We start from the raw sequence: 20,181 nt of genomic DNA, 5'->3' as shown, positions 1-20,181 counted from the left end.
ACACAATCAACAGCGGCGCCATTCTATAGAGAAAACCCTCGCGCACACCCAACTAACGCCGCCACTTCTTACTTCGCTCATGCACCCGACAAGCCAACGTCTGTAAGAAATTTCATCACCACAATCAAAAACGTCCTACGTCACCCGGCGCCATCGCACCCCTCGCGAAGCCTTGCATGACCCGCAGAATTTCACCTGCGCAACATTCTGAACAACGACACGGGAGAGCAAGCAATGGCGTTAGACGCATTTATCAAGATCGATGGCGTGGGGGGTGAGGCGCTCGACGACAAGCACAAAGACTGGATCGAAATCACCGGCTATCACTTCGGCAGCCACCAAAGCACCACCGCGACGGCCAGTTCTGCGGGCGGCGCGTCATCCGGGCGCACAACCCTGACCAACTTCACCTTTACCAAGTTTCTCGACAAGGCCAGTTGCAAGTTGATGGAAGCCTGCTGCGCGGGCGAACACCTGAAAGAAGTCAGGCTGACCCTCAACCGCGCGGGCTCCGAAAAGCTCAAATATTTCGAAATCGTCCTCGAAGAAGTGATCATTTCCGAATACACGCAGAACGCGAGCACCGGCGTCCCCGTTGAAATAGTGCAGCTCAACTATGGACGGATCAAAACCGTCTACACCCAACAGAGGCGCACCGACGGCAGTGGCGGCGGCAATGTCGCGGGTGGCTGGGACCGAATCGGCAACAGGAAATACGCCTGAGGAATTCCATGGCCACTCCATACAGCTTCATCAACCCACGCATGCAAACTTACCAGGGCTTGAAATCCAGCGTATCCCTCGCGGGCAAGCCCCTGGCCAAGTTCGACATCCTCAACGCGCATATACGCGACAGCGTCGTGCTCGCCGGCGAACTGGTCATCATTGGCGACTCATCCACCCAATCCTGCACCACGCAAGAAGCCTACTTGATGAAAAAGGCGACCGAAGTGCACCACATGCTCCTCATCAACGGCATGGAAGGGGATAGCTACATCGTCGAGAACTACGACTTCCTGCAAGACGTCATCGACAGAACGTCCATAGCGACAGGCGTCGTCTCCGATGGCTGGAGCCGACACCTGAAAAGCATCGAGAGCAGCCTGGAAGAAATCAACGCCCTGTACAAAAGCCATCTGTCCTCAGGGAAACTCCAGAACCGCGAACTCTTCTTCCAGAAACGCGCACTGCTGGAAGCCAACATACAAAAGCAACTCAGCAGCGTTGCCAGCACCGGCTCGGGACTCGGCAGAAACACCCGCATCAAAGACATGCTGGGCCTGTCGACCAAAAGCTATTCGAAACACCGCGAAATCGCACGCTACGCCGACACCGTTGCCGGCGTCGCAAAAGCCGCAACGATCATCAAACGCGGCGGATACATCGGCGTCGCGCTGGATGTGGCGTCTACGTCGCTGGAGATCAGAGAGGCTTGTCTTGCGGGAGATGAGCGGCAGTGCAGGAAGGCGCGGTATGTGGAGGGGGGGAAGTTGATTGGGAGTTTGGGTGGGGGTGTTGTAGGAGGTTCATTTGGATCTGTTGTATCTGAAAAGCTATGCACTGTTTTATTGGGTGTTATTACGCGAGGTAGGGGGGTGACTGCATGTGTAGCAGTGGGAAGCGGGTTGGGGGGCTGGGGTGGAGGTGAGATAGGAGGCTTGAGCGGGGAAAAAGTCAGTGAGGTATTGTATGGAGAAATTGGTGATGAGATCTAGAATTTCAGATTTCATTACAGTGTTGATAGCTCTTCCGCTCCCAGTTGTCGCAGGCTGGGTGTATTTGGCCTCTTATCTGCTACTTGATCAGCTAGAAGCTCATTTTCCATGCAGCAAGTTTCTTAAGGTGAATGAGCGGCTGCATAGGCGCTTGGGGATGCCGGGTAAAGTTATGAGGTGCGGCGCAGTATTTTTAGTCTTCTTATTTCCTCGTTGGAGCGTATCGAGAGGGGACGCCATTGAGAGTGAAATCTTATCGGTCCCTAGAAGCTTGAAGTTAAAACTCTGCTACCCATTTTCTGCTCTTTTTTTATGGGCAATCGCACTATTTATATGGGGTGCTGTTTATCTCTAAATCACATGATGCAAAATCAAAATGAGGAAAGTAACTAACAGCTGCATGAGCAGGAGGTGAAGTGGCAGGAGTGGCAATGGAGATGATGGGCGAGATTATTTATGAGGGAGCTTATGATTAGGTCGGGCGTCACTGACTCAATAACGATGATAGTTACGCTGCCTTTGCCGTTTATCCCTCTATGGACGGCGATAGCGTCGCACAAGGTGATAGATGATCTGGACACGATTTCTTCACGCAGCTCTTTCGTGAGGAAAAACATAGCTTGGATGCGCGGTTTGGGAATTGTAGGGGAGGTCATGTACTGCAGTTCGATATTTGCCTTATGTATTAATTGGCGATTTTGTATCCGAAGGGTCTGGATTATCGAAAGCGAAGTGTTGGCTGTGTCCAAGAGGCAAAAAACGATCCTGTACCCGCCGTTTGTTGCATGTTGGGTTTGGATGTTAGCGTTGATCGCATGCAATTTTCTGATCTGGGCCCCATAAAAAGCGCGCGTGAGGTTGGTTTGTAGCAATACTGAAAATTGAATAGCGGGTTCGAAGATTGACTACAAATCTAGTCTATTTGATTTGCAAGGCAAGCTTGCGTCTGATGTTGCAGCTTGCTCGTTGGGATCAAATAGTCTTGGCATCACTGTGGTGGACTGCAGTGCTGGCGAGAGGGCAGGCCCTAAAGCCTGCCCCGCCGTGGGCGGTTGGCTAAGTAGCTTGGCAGGAGGCGAAGTCGGAGGAAGGGGCGGTGAAAAATTTGGTGAGGTCGTCTACGAGGATAATGATGAGTAGAACAGCGTTCACCGATATCGTGACCCTGATGGTAGTTGGCCCTCTGCCGCTTATAGCATTATGGTCGGCAATTGTTTCTCATCGAATGGTGGCTAAGTTAGAGAGTGTATGGGTGCGCAGCAAGTTTGTTAATGAAAACAAGGGGGTTATGAAAGGACTAGGAATCGCAGGTAAGATAATGCTCTGCGGTTCGGTATGTGCAATTCTTATCTGCCCAAAATCATTTGTGCGAGATGGATCGGTCTTGCAAGAGGAAGTCGATGCGGTACCTAAAGAGTGGAAAATGACGGTCTACCCTCCCTTCATTGCGTCTGGCATATGGACAGTTGCACTATTTATTTGTGGTGTGTTCGTCTGGTAAGTTATATGTGTTTTTGTTGTGACTGAGGCGCGTTATCGACCAAAAGCAACACGAAGCACGGCGAGATCGCCCGCTACGCCGATACCGTAGCGGGTGTGGCGAGAGCTGCGACCATCATCAAACGAGGCGGCTACATCGGCGTCGCGCTTGATGTGGCATCTACCTCTCCGGAGATTAGAGAGGATTGTCTTGCGGGGGATGAGCGGCAGTGCAGGAAGGCGCGGTATGTGGAGGGGGGAGTTTATTGGGAGTTTGGGTGGGGGTGTAGCAGGCGGGGCAATCGGTGGCGGTCAATCCTTACAGGCTTGTAAGTTATTGATGGGTTACTCACCCGCGGAAGAGGCATGGCCTCCTGTGTGCCGGTTGCTGCTGGCGCCGGTTCTTGGGAGGAGGAGAACTTGGTGGCGATGGCGCAGAAGTGATTGGCAGAGTAATTTACGAGCAAGTCTATGATTAGATCGGATGTCACTGACATTATAACGGTAGCAGTAATGGTGCCTATGCCCTTTGTCTCTATTTGGGTGGTGTTCGCGTCACACAAGTTAGCAAGTAAGCTTGAGGCGGTTTTTGAACGCAGCCCGCTCGTCTTGGAAAATAAGAAGTGGATGAGGCGTTTGGGGTTGGCAGGTGACGTCGTATTTTGTAGTTCAATATTTTCACTGTGCATCAACTGTCGGTTCTGTATCTGGAAAGGATGGGTTCTTGAAAAAGAAGTTCTGGCTGTGTCCAATAAGTTAAAAATGGCGCTGTACCCGCCGTTCATAGCTTGTTGGGTTTGGATGTTAGCGTTGATCGCATGCAAATTACTGGTCTGGGGGCCGATGGAAACTGCTCGTCAGGTTGGGTTTTAGCGATGTTCGAAGTGGAATAAGGCATTCGAGAACCGACTACTGTCTGATTTGCAAAAAAGCTTGCGCCTGATGTTGCGGCTTCCTCGTTGGGATCAAATAGCCTTGTCTATGTGGGTAAGCTCCGGTGCTGGCGAGAGGGCTAGCATCAACGCCTGCGCCTCCTTGGGCTTTGGGCTGAGTGGCAGGGTGGGAGGCGAAGTCGGAACTCTCTCTACTGAAAGCATTGGCGAGGTGATTTATGGAGAGGTTGCTTAGTAATTTGACAGCCGCACAGCTAGTGTTGACGGTAGTTGTCGATGTCCTAGGTTTGATCTAGGGCTTTTCCTTTTGCCCGCGTTCTGCGTTATTGATCAGTGCTCTACGTTTATGACAGTCATAGTATTCGGACTTTTGGGCGGGGGCAGGTTGGCTAATCATGAGAACTGGGATCGCCCCTTGGTAATGAGTCCCCAAGCGCACTCGTAAGGTTGCCTTCCCGAAATTATTGACCGAGAGACTTCAGGAAGTAGACCAATCGTTCGGTTTCAGCAAAGCCTAGCGACTCGTGCATAGCTTCGCTGCTCTCATTATCCAGGCCGCATCCAGCTCAACTGCGCCCTAAGAACGCTTTCGCAATCCTCCACCACGAATGGCGCGACTCTCGATGAAAGCGGTCAGCCTCACTGGAGTGCGCCAACACCCTCGGCATATCGCGCAACCGAATCCATGGCTCACTGCGCCAATGCAGCATGCTCACCGACAATCCCGGCCACTGCAGAAAACTCAGGCAAGGACTGCACGCCTCTGGCGGCTCAAGCTCATCGCGCACACACGGCACCACCTCGTTGGTGATCCACTGCCGCAGCTCACGATTCTCCGCGTGATGGTGATGCACCAACATCGCATACACCCCCGACTCACTCACCATCAGCTCATCCGCCTCACCGCACGAATCCACCAATGTCACCACCCGACGCTGATCAGCATCGAGCTTGCGCGTCGTGCGTTCGTTCAAAGGCCAGCCCATGAGGCGACCCATGTCGCGGGCGCAGAACCAGACTTGGGATTCGAGAAGGAGGGTGCGCAGGGGGCGGTTGTGGCGGTGGAAGGTGGTGGGGCGAGGCTGTTTGTCATTGTCCTTTCTCTACGAATAGCCTTCATGGCTAGGGTGTCGGGAGCTAAGAAACCCCACAGCAGAAAGGCCGGACTGATTCCCCTTGCGGGTCTTGTATTCGTCCACTCCCGACATATCAGAGATTTTATGACGCGCAGCCAGAAGCCGCAGGATCAAAAAAGCCGCATGGTATCGGAAGCGGGCAGGCCGCTGCTGTGTTAGGTCTCTTGTGCGTTTTTTGGGCGCGGCGCAAGAGTACGGCGCACCGCATGAGTCGGCAAAATTCTGGTGTGTAAGAATTTTCTGAAATCAATCTTCGGAAAATATTCACAAGCCCGTTGATTGAATGGTCACGGAACTCGAGCGTGTCCAAAGCCATTAATCATTCCGGTCTTTGGCTCAACCGTGGCCTAGGGCCATTAAAATTGTTGCGCGGAGAGCTAGGTTTCGCAGATGATTGCACTTCCTAACGTTTCTTTCCAAGAGTCTGAGGTTTAAATCTTGGTGTGTTACCCCGGAAAAACGGGGATGTCAAAATGGAGATTTGATTGTGGCTCACTGGCAATTTCGACCGTTAAATCCTAATGAAACTTCGGGATCAAGTATTTCTGACGATAATTTTGCAGATGAAGAACGTACAAGTGTGGAGATTCTGGTTCGTGAAACCCTACAGAACCCCTTGGATGCTAGAAGTAGCGATGGCGTTGTTAGAGTTGAATATAAGTTGGCCACGCTGAGGTTGGCTGATAGTGAGTTCGCTAAGTCTATTTTTTCCGACAATTGGGTCAAGCATTTTCAAGCTGGAGAACTTATCGACAACGGCGAGCGCCCTGCCATTGTAACCTTTCTTGTTGTCGAGGATTTTGGCACTACTGGGCTGGAGGGATGCTATACCGACTCTTCATATGAAGGTTCGAGCGAAAATTGGAACGCATTTTGGTTTCGTGAGGGTGAAGGGGCAAAAACGACTAAGTCTAATGGAGGTGCAGGTCAAGGTAAAATTACCTTATATCTTGCTAGCAAGTTGAGGAGTGTGTTTGCGCTAACTAAGCGTAAGAGTGACGGAGAGGAGCTTTTATTCGGATGTTGCCGTTTTAAACGTAACTATCGGCTTGCAGGTGACGTGCGACGTTGGGCGAAAGAAGCGCGGTGGGGCGCAATCAGCGATCCCAACGACTTAGCAGTCCCTATCTCTGATAAAGCGATACTTAGTAATGTAAAAGCTGAACTCGGCTTAGCTAGATCCGGTTTGGCCGGTACCACATTCATTGTCCCGTTGCCGATGGATGACATCACCGAAGTGGCACTACGTAACGCAGTAGTGAACGAATTCTTCTTTGCGATCAGTCGAGGCCGTTTAGTAGTCAAAGTGGGTGAGTATGTCTTAGATGCGTCGAGTATTTCGTCCATAGCGGATGAAATGGGAGAGCAATGCAGGCTGGATAAAAGTTTTCGTGGGTTTCTTTTGTCAGCTGCTGGTCGTGTTGGGGATCTAGCAACAGCGACTGCAAAAAGTTCATGGAATAAAGAGGCAAAGCTAACAGCGAGCAGCTTTGAAGATGTAGAGCTAAATTTGCTGAAGGAAAGATTCGCAAGCTCCGAGCTTGTAATTGTAGACTTTAAGCTTTCAATTAAGAGGAAACTCGCAAAAGACGTATCAGTCGCAAGCTTTCGCGTTTTTCTTCAGCAAGACGAGAGCTCAGACAATAGTCAGGAGCTCTTCGTCCGCCAAGATTTAGGCATTGATGGCGAAAAACGCTTAAAGGCGGCGAGAACCGTAGCGAACGTCAAAGCATTAACATTCATTCAGGACGCTGCTCTTTCTGATTTACTCGTTGCCGCTGAGGAACCAACTCACCGCAACTGGAATGCTCGGCGACCGAAAGTATTAGCTCTGTACCAGTCCCCCAGCGACGTATTAAACGCGGTCCGAAACGCGGCACTACGGCTTGTGCAGCTGATTTCACCCGAGGGGAAGAAAGATGAAACAGCTTTGGCGATCTATTTCGCTGACCCCGCGGCCGAGAAGCCCGCTGCTAGTGGGGGGCGAGGGGAGGTGCCTGACAAGCAGAGAGGTGATCAAAAAGCTCTCGGTGATATCCCGAAGCCAAAACCAAAACCTATAGAGTTGCGGCTTTTAGATGATGGTTTTGAGGTTCGCGCGAAGAGTTCCGATGACTTTCTGTTTCCAATTGAGTGTGAAGTTACGTTGGCTTATGCGACTGCTGTAGGTGATGCATTCAAGTTGTGGGATGCTGCAGATTTTTGGATTGGGGATCAGCATCTCTATAAGCGCTCTCTCTCTGGCATTACTCAATTGGAAACGTCTCTTAATAGAATGAATTTTTTACTCAATACTGACGCTGCAAGCCTGTCGGTTTCAGGGTTTGATAAGAATCGTCAATTGGAAATACGCATTAAATACAAGGAGGTGTCTGATGGGGCAGATTACGAGGACAACTAATCCTACTAAATTGAAGCAGGTAGATAAGAGCCATTTTGTGGTAAGGGTTGGAGTTGATGCTTCTGGTGGGAAAGTTTTTTGGTTAGATAGCTTCGATTATAAGGCCGCTGGCCTTAATTCAAGTTTGCTGCTGAGCTGTATCGCGCATGCTGGCAGTACGGAGGAGTATTTTGAGCTGGGTTCCGTCTCCGAGTTAGATGACGAACCTAAAAGCATCCGTGGACTTGCCACGGATCGCCCACTTAAGTTTAGGTTTATCTTTAATAATTCGGACGAGTCGTTGCTTGTGGGCTATGCCGATGGGGTAAAGGCCTTGGACGAGGCTGGTGGTTTAGGTCCCAGTCTAGTAGATATTGAGCCTGTTGATTTAAAGGGTGTGACTTGGACGCTATTACTTCCTGAAGGCACGGGCAATGGCGAAAAGCCCAACGTACTTGTCGAGAAAAAGATATTCCCAACGGCCGCGTCAGCGGTAAGCCATCCTTGGTTTGGTATCCTTGTCATGCCGGAGGTGATGCGGCAAATCGCTCTAGCGATAGCCAAATCTCCATCGTCTTTAGACGATTCAGAACACTGGATTGCAGCGTGGGCAGGGTTTATTGAGTCACTTGGTGTCGATCGTCCGCCCGAGTCTGATGAAGACGAGCTCGCTCAGCAGGCTTGGTCGGAAGAGGTTGTCATGAAATTCACTGCCAAAGGAATTTTCAGGCATCATGTGGCTAGGGCAGTTGCCGAGATGGAGGGGGTTCAGTAATGGTTTTGGTTAGGTCTCTTAACAGTTTGGGCGTGGCTAAACTATCAGAATGGCTAGACAACCCTGCAGGACAAGTTCCGATTGTAATTCTCCAGGATGATGATTATGCAGAAGTAGTTGGTGGGTATGAGCTGGACATTTCTAAAACGTTCTCGACTAGCTACGAGCTTGGGTCTTACTTGGCAAATGAAGTTTTTGTTGGGTCCATCGATCGTCTAGCTTTGCTTTCTGATCACGGTATGTGGGCGTGGATTTCGTTAGCTTTCATTGATAGTCTAAAAAGTCGCCAAGGCAAGCGTATAGGCAATCCCCTGGCCAAATCTCACTATGTTATGGAGTCTGCTCGTCTAGGTTATCGTTTGGTTGCCCGCACAGCATGGGATTTGCTGGTGCTACATGGGGAGGCCGCAAAGGTTGCCTTAGGTTCTTCAAAGTCTCCTTGGGGTGAAATGGCGGAGCAAATGACATCGCGTCAAGAAGTTTATTCCCATCGAAGCTTTTGGCCAGTCGCGAATTCTCTTTATTCAACTAGTGATGGATCGGTTAAGCGAGGAGCAACTTCGCAGCGTAAAAAAGGCGCCCGCATAGATCCAAAAAATAAGGCAGGATTAGGAAGTGTTCGTCGGTTGCCATTCACATTTCGTCAATTTGAGCGAACTTATAATCTACGTCGAATGACGGGGGAGCAGATTGTGGCCCTACTGCCGACTGAATATCAACGATGGAAAGAGAAGGCAGTATCGTCCACTGATTAGCGCTTAATTGGGGGGCTGTGGGAGGGTATTTACCCCTAGGTATTCCTGTACCCTCCAGCTCGCTGGCGCTCCATGCACGGCTGTGTTACCGAAAGTCGGGCCAAAAAATGTATTTTTCATTACAATCCGGTACTGCTTCCAAAAGCCACTCTATTTCTGTTTCAGGCCTCCGGATCCCGCACTCCCAGAGCTCGAACACTCGCCAGCCTCGCTCGAGCAGCTCGGCTTTGTTTCTGGCATCCCGCTTCACGTTTTGGTCGAATTTTGTGCGCCAAAACTCTTCGCGGGTACGTGGATTTGTGGCATACCTGCACCCCGGATGGCGATGCCAGAAGCAGCCGTGAATGAAAATGCAGACGTTGTAGCGCGGAAGTACGACGTCTGGCTTACCTGGAAGCTCTCGGGGATGCAGGCGATACCTGAAGCCATGCCTATGCAGGAGCTTTCGGACCTTCATCTCGGGAGATGTGTTGCTGCCACGTATGGCGGCCATCATGCGAGATCTTACCTCTTTACTGACTATGTCCATGACTGAACCCCAGATGAATTTGCCGTTAGGCCGAGAAATAGCTGTTGATAGCCTTGTTGAGCTTTCGGAGCCGATTCAGATCGTCGATCTCTTCGCGGGCCCAGGGGGGCTTGGGGAAGGGTTTTCGTCATCTGGTGGCGGCAATCGTTTTGAAATCGTGGTTTCTGCTGAAATGGACCCCAATGCGAGGCAAACGCTCAAGCTCAGAGCGTTTTTCCGACTTCTCAAGCAGAAAAATCCTAGCCGGCTATGTGACTACTACGATTTTTGTAACGGCCTGAGGGATACGCCTTATAGCGATGAGAGCAAGCATCAGTGGGATGAGGCTGACGAAGAGGCCAAATGCATCACATTGGGCTCGGCAGAGGGGAATTCAGTGCTGGATGAAGCTCTGAACAAACGTCTGAAGGACCGACCTTGGGTGTTGATAGGTGGTCCGCCGTGCCAAGCGTATTCAATTGTCGGTCGTTCACGGAACAAGGGGAAGGCTGACTACAGCGCTGAGAACGATCATCGGCATTTTTTGTACAAGGAATATCTGCGAATCATCAAGGAGCGAAAACCGACCGTTTTCGTGATGGAAAACGTGAAAGGGATTCTTTCATCCAAGGTTGGCGGTGAGAGCATTTTTTCTCAGATCCTGGAGGATCTCACCGATCCCAACAAAGCTCTTGGGGATACGTCACCTGGTGTTAAATACCGAATCTGCTCGCTAGTGAGTGAGCAGTCCTTTGGCCCTGGGGATGATGTCAGCAAGATAGACCCGCGCGGTTTTATCATCAGGGCGGAGAACCACGGCATTCCACAGGCAAGGCACCGAGTCATCCTTTTAGGTATTGCTCTTGATGAGCAAGGGAATATTCCCGCTCATGGGAGTCTCCTCGAGATCGCGAAGAGGGTCAGCACCAGGCAAGTGATCGGTAATTTGCCAGAGCTGAGAAGTCGGTTGACTAAGCAGGCTGATGATCGCGAGGTCTGGTATCGCGAGGTTGCCAATCATCTCGATGAATTGCGATCTGAAGTGGATGTTAAGGTCGAGCCCAAGCTTGCATCTGCGATGAATAGAGCTCGGGATTCATTGTTTTCCACTTCTTTGCAGGTTGGGGGACTTCGGGTGCCTCGACAAAAAGATGATGGTGGGACTGAGAATGATGGGCTGGACCGTTGGTATCGTGATGAGAATCTCAAGTATTGGCTGAATCATGATGCCCGTGGACACATGCCATCTGATCTCCGGCGGTACATGTTTGCAAGCGTTTATGCCCGGGCGTACCACGTGTCTCCAAAGGGGCATCAGCAGTTTGGGCTATCTGGTCTCGCGCCAGCTCACAAGAATTGGGAAACTGGGAAGTTCAGCGATCGATTTAGGGTTCAGTTGGAGGGGTTACCGGCTACCACAGTGACTAGCCATATCTCAAAAGATGGGCATTATTTTATTCATTACGATCCTAAACAGTGTCGAAGCTTGACGGTCAGGGAAGCTGCGCGGTTACAAACGTTCCCCGATAATTATTTTTTTCAAGGGAATCGAACGCATCAATTCCACCAAGTTGGGAATGCGGTTCCTCCACTCTTGGCTTATAAAATTGCTTCGGTTGTATATGATGTTGTCTGCAAGAAAAATCAGGAAAATAAAGGTGCTGATATCTGTAGTACTGAAAGCTCGCAGCGTGACCTGCTAGAGCGTGCTTGATCCCCTGACGGATGGCCGCTCGCAGAGTTATGAGCGGTCAGCGTCCATTCAGCGGCGACGTGGTCCCACGCTCCGCGTGGGAATGCATCCTCTGACGCTCTGCGTCAGCTAGTACCACCGCTGTACCTCAATCAGCCCCGGCTGCCCTAGATAATCCCGTGCGCTTGAATACCGCCAATGCTCCCCCCGATCCACATAGCCTCGTTTCACTGGGTTGTGGTGTATGTAGTCGAGCTTCTGGCGCATTACGCTTTCGCTGTAAATCATCTCTGCGTGCACGCCTTCCTGCCAGACCTGATACACGCGGTCGAGCTTGTGTGCTCGCTTGGCAAACCTCAGTCGCTGTAGCGTGGTTTTAGCATTTAGGTGTTGAAGGTGGTCAACGATGTTTCGTGCCGTGAAGGATTTGAAGCTGGAGACGGATTTCGCAAGGTTTGGAGATTGAGCTAGGTAGTGGAGATGGTTTTCTAGAACGACATAGCCGTATAGCTTTAGGTTCTGGTTAGCTTGCTGGTATCGCCAGGTGTTTAGAACGATATCGACAAGGGCAGGGCGAGTGAATAACGGGAGCCATTCGACGATGGTGCAGGTCAGGAAGTGAGGTTTGTCGATTTCGGTGATGGTGTAGCGGCTTCGGGCCATGGATTCTTCCTTGAATCTGAAGTGGGGGCACGGAGCTTTCGAGGCTAGTTTGAGCGAGGCTCAATGTGAGTCTTGCTGTGTTTCGTGGTGCTTCAGGTATGGGGAGGTATCCGCTCAGGCGCGGGTTTGACGCGGAGCGTCAGTGGCTGCATTCCCACGCGGAGCGGGGGGAACGATCAGCTTTCCAGCAGGGACGCGGAGCGTGGGAACGATCAATAGATTGAGCGAGGCTCAATGTGAGTCTTGCTGTGTTTCGTGGTGCTTCAGGTATGGGAGGCGATCCACTCAGGCGCGGGTTTGACGCGGAGCGTCAGTGGCTGCATTCCCACGCGGAGCGGGGGAACGATCAGCTTTCCAGCAGGGACGCGAGGCGTGGGAACGATCAATAGATTGAGCGAGGCTCAATGTGAGTCTTGCTGTGTTTCGTGGTGCTTCGGGTGTGGGGGAGGGATCTGTTCAGGCGCGGGTTTGACGCGGAGCGTCAGTGGCTGCATTCCCACGCGGAGCGTGGGAACGATCAGCTTTCCAGCGGGGACGCGAGGCTTGGGAACGATCAAGTCTTGCTGTGTTCGTGGTGCTTCAGGTATGGGGAGGGATCCGCTCAGGCGCGGGTTTGACGCGGAGCGTCAGTGGCTGCATTCCCACGCGGAGCGTGGGAACGATCAGCTCTCCAGCAGAAACTCGGGGCGTGGGAACGATCATTTGAAACCAAAAGGGCCACCATCTCTGGCAGCCCTTTCTTCTTAAGCGGTGTGAGCAGGATTCAAATCAATCCCAGCTCAAAGCCCCACCGGTCTGATACTCAATCACCCGCGTCTCAAAGAAGTTTTTCTCTTTCTTCAAGTCCATGATTTCGCTCATCCATGGGAACGGGTTGGTGGTGCCTGGGTACTCTTCCTTCAAACCGATCTGGCTCAGGCGACGGTTGGCGATGAATTTGAGGTAGTCCTCCATCATCGCGGCGTTCATGCCCAGGACGCCGCGCGGCATGGTGTCGCGGGCGTATTCGATTTCGAGCTGGGTGCCTTGCAGAATCATCTGCGAAGCCTCTTCCTTCAGCTCGGCGTCCCACAGGTGCGGGTTTTCGATTTTGATCTGGTTGATCACGTCGATGCCGAAGTTCAGGTGCATGGACTCGTCGCGCAGGATGTACTGGAACTGTTCTGCAACGCCGGTCATTTTGTTGCGGCGGCCCATGGAGAGGATCTGGGTGAAGCCGCAGTAGAAGAAGATGCCTTCCAGGACGCAGTAGTAAGCGATCAGGTTGCGCAGCAGTTCTTTGTCGGTCTCGACGGTGCCGGTGTTGAATTCCGGGTCGGAGATGGCGCGGGTGTATTTCAGGCCCCAGGCTGCCTTTTTGGCGACCGACGGGATCTCGTGGTACATGTTGAAGATTTCGCCTTCGTCCATGCCCAGCGATTCGATGCAGTACTGGTAGGCGTGGGTGTGGATCGCTTCCTCGAAGGCCTGGCGCAGGATGTACTGGCGGCATTCAGGGTTGGTGATCAGGCGATACACGGCCAGTGCGAGGTTGTTGGCGACCAGGGAGTCGGCGGTGGAGAAGAAGCCCAGGTTGCGCATGACGATGCGGCGTTCGTCGTCGGTCAGGCCTTCCGGGTTACGCCATACGGCGATGTCGGCGGTCATGTTGACTTCTTGCGGCATCCAGTGGTTTGCGCAGCCGTCCAGGTACTTCTGCCAGGCCCAGTCGTACTTGAATGGCACAAGTTGGTTGAGGTCGGCGCGGCAGTTGATCATGCGCTTTTCGTCGACGGCCACGCGGGCGGCGGAGCCTTCAAGTTCGGCCAGACCTTCGGCGACGTCGAGTTTGTTCAGGGCAGCCTTGGCGCGGGCAACGGCAGGGGAGTCGCTGGCATTGGCAGCGCGTGCTTCCAGTGCGGCGGCACCACCGGCGCTGTCGAGTTTGTCCATGGCTGCTTCAGAAGCGTGGCCGGCGTTGGCGCCTTTGGCGGGTTCGGCTGCGTCTTCTTTGTCGAATTCGTCCCAGCTCAGCATGGTGATGAGGCTCCTGCGTGAGGACCGCCTAGGCGGTCGATTGGATTTTAAAGTCGGCGTTGCCAGCGTTGCATGTCGCAGGGCTGGCAACGGGAATAGGTTGGGTGCTGCTCAGGGCCTTACTGTGATTGATCTACGAAGACGAGAATCGTTGCTTCGGATCGATCGGCGAACGTGCTGCGATGGCCACCTGTGGAAGGCCGGCGAAGCGAGTCAACGGGGCTGTTTTCAGAGTGCCAGCTTTGCAATGTGCAAACGGTCATTTTGAGTACCCTGGATGAGCGCGGGATTATACAGATTTTGCCCGGCGCGGGTTCGTCCCTGACGGAATTTGAGGGTCGAATTGCCTTCATTTTCCTTTGCGTTCTTCGCCAAGTCATGCTTGAGGAACAGCGCGTTGATATTAGAGGTTAATCACGTATCTAGTGTTTCGTTTCGAAGCGAGACACATCATATAGTGTGTCCTGGCTGTCGGCAATCGACGGGCGAGGTCGAATTTCGACGAATTCATCCGGGCTGATCTGGATCAAGGCCTTGATCATGCGTTGAGGTTGCGTATCCAGAGGCGTGCAGGGGACAACACGCGAAAATCAGTATTGAATACCCAGTCGAAATGCGGCGCCAAATTGTGACGTAATCGACGAGTGGCCATGATCTGGCTCCGTCACACGTGAGCGCTGAACACGCGAATATTCAGTTGCAGATTGCCTGCCCCACACACCGCTCGAACACGCTCACCAATCCTGCGTAATCACACCCCACGGCGTCGATGTTGGCCTGTATCCATTCGCCCGGTTCCACGGGCCACCAGCTGATCTCATACCCTGCGTTGACGATGATGTGTTCGAACAGGATGCGTTGCGCACGGCCGTTGCCTTCGCGGAAGGGATGAACCACGTTGAGGTCGCCAAACAGTTCTGCGCTGGCGATTATGAGATCGGCTCGATCAAGCTCCTGAAACCAGTTGGCGCCGGCCAGCGCATTGAACAGTTTGTTGGCTTCCGGCTCGATGCGGCTGGTGACACAAAAGTGGGTGTCATCTTTGGAGATGTCGACGGTACGCAGCTCTCCGGCCCAATCGTAGAGGTCGGAAAAGAGTCGGCGATGGATCGCTTGCAGATAGGAGAGGCTGTAGGGCGGTGGCGAAAAGTCGATGGATTCGGCGGCGACTTCGGACAGGTCGCGTTCGGCTTGCGCCAAGGTCTTTGCGTCGGTGAGGTTCAGGCGGTTACGCAGTACGGTGCTGCCGGGCGGGCAGTAGGGGTCTTGGCCGGCGCCGTATTTGTCGACCATCAGGCCTGTTTTTTGCGGTAGGTATTGAGCAGTTCTTCCCGCGAGGGGAGGCGGCGTTCGGAGTCGCCGGGCGAGGTTTCGAAGCCTTCAAGACGCAGGCTGGCGGCGTAATTGGAGCGGCGCGTTCTGGCGCAGTAGGCTTTTTTGGCATCCAGAGAGGGCGTTGGCATGGCATGGCCTCGTGGTTGGAATGAGCCGAGTGTAGCGGAATTCGGGGTGGTGCAGGTTTTGTGTCGTGTCAGTGATGGGGCCAGGCCCCATCGCGAGCAAGCTCACTCCTACAGGTTATGTGGGAGTGAGCTGATCGGCATTACTGGCAGGCTTCGCAGTCCGGCTCGTCGATCGCGCAGGCTTTTGGCACTGGCGCAGGACCGGCTGGAGCAGCTTCGGCAGGACGCGGGGCGGTGATCGCCGAGTCGTCCGGGCCGTGGCCACCGCTGGAAACGGCGTTGAGCTTGCCGGTGTTGATGGTCGACTTCTCGGTGCTGGTCGCGGCCAGGGCACGGAGGTAGTAAGTGGTTTTCAGACCACGGTACCAGGCCATGCGGTAGGTCACGTCCAGCTTCTTGCCCGATGCGCCGGCGATGTACAGGTTCAGCGACTGAGCCTGGTCGATCCACTTCTGACGACGGCTGGCGGCGTCAACGATCCACTTGGTGTCGACTTCGAACGCGGTGGCGTACAGGTCTTTGAGTTCCTGCGGGATGCGCTCGATCTGTTGCACCGAACCGTCGTAGTACTTGAGGTCGTTGATCATGACCGAGTCCCACAGATCGCGGGCCTTGAGGTCGCGAACCAGGTACGGGTTGATCACGGTGAATTCGCCCGAGAGGTTCGATTTCACGTACAGGTTCTGGTAGGTCGGTTCGATCGACTGCGAAACGCCGGTGATGTTGGCGATGGTCGCGGTCGGCGCGATGGCCATGATGTTCGAGTTACGAATGCCTTTCTGAACGCGAGCACGCACTGGCGCCCAGTCCAGGGTCTCTTCCAGATCGACGTCGATGTACTTCTGGCCGCGAGCTTCGATCAGGATCTGTTGCGAATCCAGCGGCAGCACGCCTTTGGACCACAGCGAACCCTGGAACGTCTCGTAGGCACCGCGCTCGTCCGCCAGATCGCAGGAAGCCTGGATCGCGTAGTAGCTGACGGCTTCCATCGAACGGTCGGCGAACTCGACGGCAGCGTCGGAACCGTAGGCGATGTGCTGCAGGTACAGCGCGTCCTGGAAGCCCATGATGCCCAGACCGACCGGGCGGTGACGCAGGTTGGAGTTGCGAGCTTGCGGCACGGAGTAGTAGTTGATGTCGATGACGTTATCGAGCATGCGAACGGCTACGTCGATGGTGCGCTTGAGCTTGTCGGTGTCCAGCTTGCCGTTGACGATGTGGTTCGGCAGGTTGATCGAGCCCAGGTTGCAGACCGCGATCTCGTCCTTGTTGGTGTTCAGGGTGATCTCGGTGCACAGGTTCGAGCTGTGGACCACACCGACGTGCTGCTGCGGCGAACGCAGGTTGCACGGGTCTTTGAACGTCAGCCATGGGTGGCCGGTTTCAAACAGCATGGACAGCATTTTGCGCCACAGGTCTTTGGCCTGGATGGTCTTGAACAGCTTGACCTTGCCTGGGTACTCGGTCAGCGCTTCGTAGTACTCGTAGCGCTCTTCGAAGGCTTTACCGGTCAGGTCGTGCAGGTCCGGTACTTCGGACGGCGAGAACAGGGTCCATTTGCCGTCGTCGAAGACACGCTTCATGAACAGGTCAGGGATCCAGTTGGCGGTGTTCATGTCGTGGGTACGACGGCGATCATCACCGGTGTTCTTGCGCAGCTCAATGAACTCTTCGATGTCCATGTGCCAGGTTTCCAGGTAGGCACAGACAGCGCCTTTGCGCTTGCCGCCCTGGTTCACTGCAACAGCGGTGTCGTTGACCACTTTCAGGAACGGCACGACGCCCTGGGATTTGCCGTTGGTGCCCTTGATGTACGAGCCCAGCGCACGAACCGGCGTCCAGTCGTTGCCCAGACCGCCTGCGAATTTGGACAGCATGGCGTTGTCGTGGATGGCGTGGTAAATGCCCGACAGGTCATCCGGAACGGTGGTCAGGTAGCAGCTCGACAGCTGTGGACGCAGGGTGCCGGCGTTGAACAGCGTCGGGGTCGAAGCCATGTAGTCGAAGGACGACAACAGGTTGTAGAACTCGATGGCGCGGTCTTCACGGGCTTTCTCTTCGATTGCCAGGCCCATGGCCACACGCATGAAGAAGATCTGCGGCAATTCAAAACGCACGCCATCCTTGTGGATGAAGTAACGGTCGTACAGGGTCTGCAGGCCCAGGTAGGTGAATTGCTGGTCGCGTTCGTGGTTGATCGCCTTGCCCAGTTTTTCCAGGTCGAATTCGGCCAGGACAGGGTTCAGCAGTTCGAACTCGATACCTTTGGCGACGTAAGCCGGCAGGGCCTTGGCGTACAGGTCGGCCATTTCGTGGTGAGTGGCGCTTTCGGCGACGTTCAGGAAACCCAGGCCTTCGGCGCGCAGGGTGTCCATCAGCAGGCGCGCGGTCACGAACGAGTAGTTTGGCTCACGTTCTACGAGGGTACGCGCGGTCATCACCAGAGCGGTGTTGACGTCGGTCAGCGCTACGCCGTCGTACAGGTTTTTCAGGGTTTCGTTCTGGATCAGGTTGGCGTCAACCTCGGCCAGGCCTTCACACGCTTCGGTGATGATGGTGTTCAGGCGGCCCATGTCCAGCGGCGCGAGGCTGCCGTCTTTGGCGGTGATGCGGATCGACGGGTGAGCCTGCACAGGGGCTTCGCCCGTACGACCGGCGCGCTCTTTGGAGCGGTCGTTACGGTAGATCACGTAGTCGCGAGCCACTTTTTGCTCGCCAGCGCGCATCAGCGCCAGTTCTACCTGATCCTGGATTTCTTCGATGTGGATGGTGCCGCCCGAAGGCATGCGACGCTTGAAGGTCGCGGTGACTTGTTCGGTCAGACGGGCAACGGTGTCGTGGATACGCGACGACGCGGCGGCGGTACCGCCTTCAACTGCGAGGAAGGCCTTGGTGATGGCAATGGTGATCTTGTCATCGGTGTACGGAACAACGGTGCCGTTACGCTTGATCACACGCAACTGACCCGGTGCGGTCGCGGACAGGTCCTGCTGGGTCGCACCTGTCTGCGGCGCAATGGCCTGCGGATTCTCGCGAGTTGTGTCTGTTTGCATGGGTGTCTCCACGTTCTCTATGTTTATTTGGACGCCATTGGCGTCCACCGTTCCGTCTTGAGGCAGTTGACCGACAAACGTCAGTCCAATGACTTCAAAACGGATGGGAAGGCTGAAGGAGGCCGACCCTGGCTTTGAAGTCCAAAAGGGCGCCGTTCTAAGCCCGTCGCCCTGTAAAAATCTGATGCAGAATGCCCACTTAATGTTGCAACACTTGTACCGTTACGCGCAGATCGTGAAGCCTTGTTGTCTGCCATTCGCGTGAGGGCGGTCAGGCGGGAAACCAGAGGTGGTTCAGCCCTTGATGGACGAGAAAAATGCTTGAAATCTCTCTGTCACTTGTGTTTGGTTTTTCGACTCAACCCCTACATGTAGGGTCTTCTCGAACGACGGGCTACAAGATAATGCGTTTGGGACACCAATTGCAATGTGTTACCTGTGGATAAAGCTGTGTGTAATTTGTGTGCGAATTGGGGAAATTGCGTGTAGGCCGCATGGCTACTGGGATGGGCCGCCTATCACTGTTTTTCGAAGGATAGAAATCAGTTGCCCGGTTTTTTGCGGGCGCGAACCCTATCACATAAAAGTGGGTTGGCAAGGGTGATGGCGGCGGGCACGCAAGGCGATTTTGCATGTCGTGTGTCATGTTGGGGGAGTGGTTACTATTGCGTGGTTCCTGTGAATCCGTACCTGATTCTGGCTGAAGGCCGTGGGAGCCCGACTTGTCGGCGATCGGCTGCGCAGCAGTCGTGAAACCTGCAATCTCGGTGCGTCAGGCTGTCCGCGTGTGCTGATCTTGCTGCCGGGTTCCGGCAGATCGCTAGCAAGCTAAGCGTCTACGCTTTCGGCAGAAGCAGACTCGGCAACCCCTCTATTAATAAGAACAACCACCTCGGGAGACACGGACCGTGCAGCAAGAACCCTGGCAGGTGATGATCGTCGAGGATGATCGGCGGCTGGCCGAACTGACTCGCGACTATCTTGAAAGCAACGGCTTGCAGGTCAGCCTCGAGGGGGACGGCGCGCGGGCGGTGCATCGGATCATCGAAGAGCAGCCGGATCTGGTGATCCTCGACCTGATGCTGCCCGGCGAGGACGGTTTGAGCATCTGCCGCAAAGTGCGTGACCGCTATGACGGCCCGATTCTGATGCTCACCGCTCGCACCGACGACAGCGACCAGATCCAGGGCCTGGACATGGGCGCTGACGATTACGTCGGCAAACCCGTGCACCCCCGCGTGCTGCTGGCGCGCATCCATGCCTTGCTGCGGCGCAGCGAAGTGGCCGAGGCCCCCACGCAGGAGGCGCGACGTCTGGTATTCGGCCCGTTGGTGGTGGACAACGCCTTGCGCGAGGCGTGGCTCAACGAACAGAGCATCGATCTGACCAGCGCCGAATTCGATCTGTTGTGGCTGCTGGTGGCCAACGCCGGGCGCATTCTGTCCCGCGAGGAGATCTTCACCGCGCTGCGAGGTGTCGGTTATGACGGGCAGGACCGCTCCATCGATGTGCGAATCTCGAAAATCCGCCCCAGAATCGGCGACGATCCCATTCATCCACGCCTGATCAAGACCATCCGCAGCAAGGGTTATCTGTTCGTGCCGGAAGCCGCCAGGGACATGAACAACTTCATGCTCAACGGCTGACCCGAT

The 20,181-nt window shown here is 54.2% G+C and carries 15 protein-coding genes; 8 read left to right on the top strand and 7 right to left on the bottom strand.

Annotation, left to right across the window (positions count from 1 at the left end; all coding sequences use genetic code 11):
- Positions 1–234: 234 nt before the first annotated feature.
- From D3M70_RS19725 to D3M70_RS19710, 3 genes are all read left to right on the top strand, one after another.
- Positions 235–723 (top strand): type VI secretion system tube protein Hcp, encoded by a 489-nt coding sequence (locus D3M70_RS19725; RefSeq protein ID WP_120127351.1) that lies wholly within the window; start codon positions 235–237, stop codon positions 721–723.
- 8 nt (positions 724–731) lie between these two features.
- Positions 732–1,715 carry a hypothetical protein gene (locus D3M70_RS19720; protein WP_120127350.1) on the top strand — a complete coding sequence of 328 codons (984 nt, stop codon included), beginning with the start codon at positions 732–734 and terminating at the stop codon, positions 1,713–1,715.
- A 1,132-nt stretch (positions 1,716–2,847) separates the two neighbouring features.
- Positions 2,848–3,216, top strand: a complete 369-nt coding sequence (locus tag D3M70_RS19710) for a hypothetical protein (protein WP_165869845.1) — start codon at positions 2,848–2,850, stop codon at positions 3,214–3,216.
- A 1,437-nt stretch (positions 3,217–4,653) separates the two neighbouring features.
- Here D3M70_RS19710 and D3M70_RS19695 read toward each other — a convergent pair.
- On the bottom strand, positions 4,654–5,133 hold the full coding sequence (locus D3M70_RS19695; protein WP_120127346.1) for a Bro-N domain-containing protein: 480 nt from the start codon (positions 5,131–5,133) through the stop codon (positions 4,654–4,656).
- Between the two features lie 577 nt (positions 5,134–5,710).
- Here D3M70_RS19695 and D3M70_RS19685 point away from each other — a divergent pair.
- Genes D3M70_RS19685 through D3M70_RS31760 form a run of 3 tightly spaced genes read left to right on the top strand, consistent with a single transcriptional unit; the run spans position 5,711 to position 9,133 of the window.
- The gene (locus tag D3M70_RS19685; protein WP_133306497.1) at positions 5,711–7,624 is read left to right on the top strand and encodes a hypothetical protein; all 1,914 of its coding nucleotides are present in this window, start codon (positions 5,711–5,713) and stop codon (positions 7,622–7,624) included.
- Entirely contained in the window at positions 7,599–8,378 is a 780-nt protein-coding gene (locus D3M70_RS19680) for a hypothetical protein (RefSeq protein WP_120127343.1), read from the top strand. Before D3M70_RS19685 ends, D3M70_RS19680 begins: the two co-directional genes overlap by 26 nt.
- A 32-nt stretch (positions 8,379–8,410) precedes the next feature.
- Positions 8,411–9,133, top strand: coding sequence for a hypothetical protein (locus D3M70_RS31760; protein ID WP_133306496.1), 723 nt, complete (start codon positions 8,411–8,413; stop codon positions 9,131–9,133).
- Positions 9,134–9,218: 85 nt separating this feature from the next.
- Here the strand turns inward: D3M70_RS31760 and D3M70_RS19675 are convergent, their stop codons facing one another.
- Positions 9,219–9,626 carry a very short patch repair endonuclease gene (locus D3M70_RS19675; protein WP_305955097.1) on the bottom strand — a complete coding sequence of 136 codons (408 nt, stop codon included), beginning with the start codon at positions 9,624–9,626 and terminating at the stop codon, positions 9,219–9,221.
- Positions 9,627–9,675: 49 nt separating this feature from the next.
- On the opposite strand from D3M70_RS19675, the gene D3M70_RS19670 reads away from it, so the two are divergent.
- Complete coding sequence (locus D3M70_RS19670; protein WP_120127397.1) at positions 9,676–11,355, top strand: DNA cytosine methyltransferase; 1,680 nt, start codon at positions 9,676–9,678, stop codon at positions 11,353–11,355.
- A gap of 108 nt (positions 11,356–11,463) precedes the next feature.
- On the opposite strand, the gene D3M70_RS19665 is transcribed toward D3M70_RS19670, so the two are convergent.
- The 5 genes from D3M70_RS19665 to D3M70_RS19645 form a co-directional block, all read right to left on the bottom strand.
- Entirely contained in the window at positions 11,464–11,997 is a 534-nt protein-coding gene (locus D3M70_RS19665) for a transposase (protein ID WP_120127341.1), read from the bottom strand.
- A gap of 768 nt (positions 11,998–12,765) precedes the next feature.
- The gene (locus tag D3M70_RS19660; RefSeq protein ID WP_120127340.1) at positions 12,766–14,013 is read right to left on the bottom strand and encodes a ribonucleotide-diphosphate reductase subunit beta; all 1,248 of its coding nucleotides are present in this window, start codon (positions 14,011–14,013) and stop codon (positions 12,766–12,768) included.
- Between the two features lie 693 nt (positions 14,014–14,706).
- Positions 14,707–15,306, bottom strand: a complete 600-nt coding sequence (locus tag D3M70_RS19655; RefSeq protein WP_120127339.1) for a putative adenosine monophosphate-protein transferase Fic — start codon at positions 15,304–15,306, stop codon at positions 14,707–14,709.
- Complete coding sequence (locus D3M70_RS19650) at positions 15,306–15,476, bottom strand: YhfG family protein (RefSeq protein WP_120127338.1); 171 nt, start codon at positions 15,474–15,476, stop codon at positions 15,306–15,308. Before D3M70_RS19650 ends, D3M70_RS19655 begins: the two co-directional genes overlap by 1 nt.
- A 140-nt stretch (positions 15,477–15,616) precedes the next feature.
- Complete coding sequence (locus tag D3M70_RS19645; RefSeq protein WP_120127337.1) at positions 15,617–18,529, bottom strand: ribonucleoside-diphosphate reductase subunit alpha; 2,913 nt, start codon at positions 18,527–18,529, stop codon at positions 15,617–15,619.
- Positions 18,530–19,437: 908 nt separating this feature from the next.
- Here D3M70_RS19645 and D3M70_RS19640 point away from each other — a divergent pair.
- Positions 19,438–20,175 (top strand): response regulator, encoded by a 738-nt coding sequence (locus D3M70_RS19640; protein WP_165869844.1) that lies wholly within the window; start codon positions 19,438–19,440, stop codon positions 20,173–20,175.
- Positions 20,176–20,181 lie beyond the last annotated feature (6 nt).

The sequence above is a fragment of the Pseudomonas sp. LS-2 genome (assembly GCF_003605735.1).
Taxonomy (GTDB): Bacteria; Pseudomonadota; Gammaproteobacteria; order Pseudomonadales; family Pseudomonadaceae; genus Aquipseudomonas.
Note: the sequence above shows the minus strand (reverse complement) of the source record. Positions and strands in the feature narration are given on the sequence as shown.

Coding starts and splice junctions, on each gene's coding strand:
- D3M70_RS19725 (WP_120127351.1), top strand. CDS start 235: ATGGCGTTAGACGCATTTATCAAGATCGATGGCGTGGGGGGTGAGGCG.
- D3M70_RS19720 (WP_120127350.1), top strand. CDS start 732: ATGGCCACTCCATACAGCTTCATCAACCCACGCATGCAAACTTACCAG.
- D3M70_RS19710 (WP_165869845.1), top strand. CDS start 2,848: ATGAGTAGAACAGCGTTCACCGATATCGTGACCCTGATGGTAGTTGGC.
- D3M70_RS19680 (WP_120127343.1), top strand. CDS start 7,599: ATGGGGCAGATTACGAGGACAACTAATCCTACTAAATTGAAGCAGGTA.
- D3M70_RS19675 (WP_305955097.1), bottom strand. CDS start 9,626: ATGGCCGCCATACGTGGCAGCAACACATCTCCCGAGATGAAGGTCCGA.
- D3M70_RS19670 (WP_120127397.1), top strand. CDS start 9,676: ATGAATTTGCCGTTAGGCCGAGAAATAGCTGTTGATAGCCTTGTTGAG.
- D3M70_RS19665 (WP_120127341.1), bottom strand. CDS start 11,997: ATGGCCCGAAGCCGCTACACCATCACCGAAATCGACAAACCTCACTTC.
- D3M70_RS19660 (WP_120127340.1), bottom strand. CDS start 14,013: ATGCTGAGCTGGGACGAATTCGACAAAGAAGACGCAGCCGAACCCGCC.
- D3M70_RS19655 (WP_120127339.1), bottom strand. CDS start 15,306: ATGGTCGACAAATACGGCGCCGGCCAAGACCCCTACTGCCCGCCCGGC.
- D3M70_RS19650 (WP_120127338.1), bottom strand. CDS start 15,476: ATGCCAACGCCCTCTCTGGATGCCAAAAAAGCCTACTGCGCCAGAACG.
- D3M70_RS19645 (WP_120127337.1), bottom strand. CDS start 18,529: ATGCAAACAGACACAACTCGCGAGAATCCGCAGGCCATTGCGCCGCAG.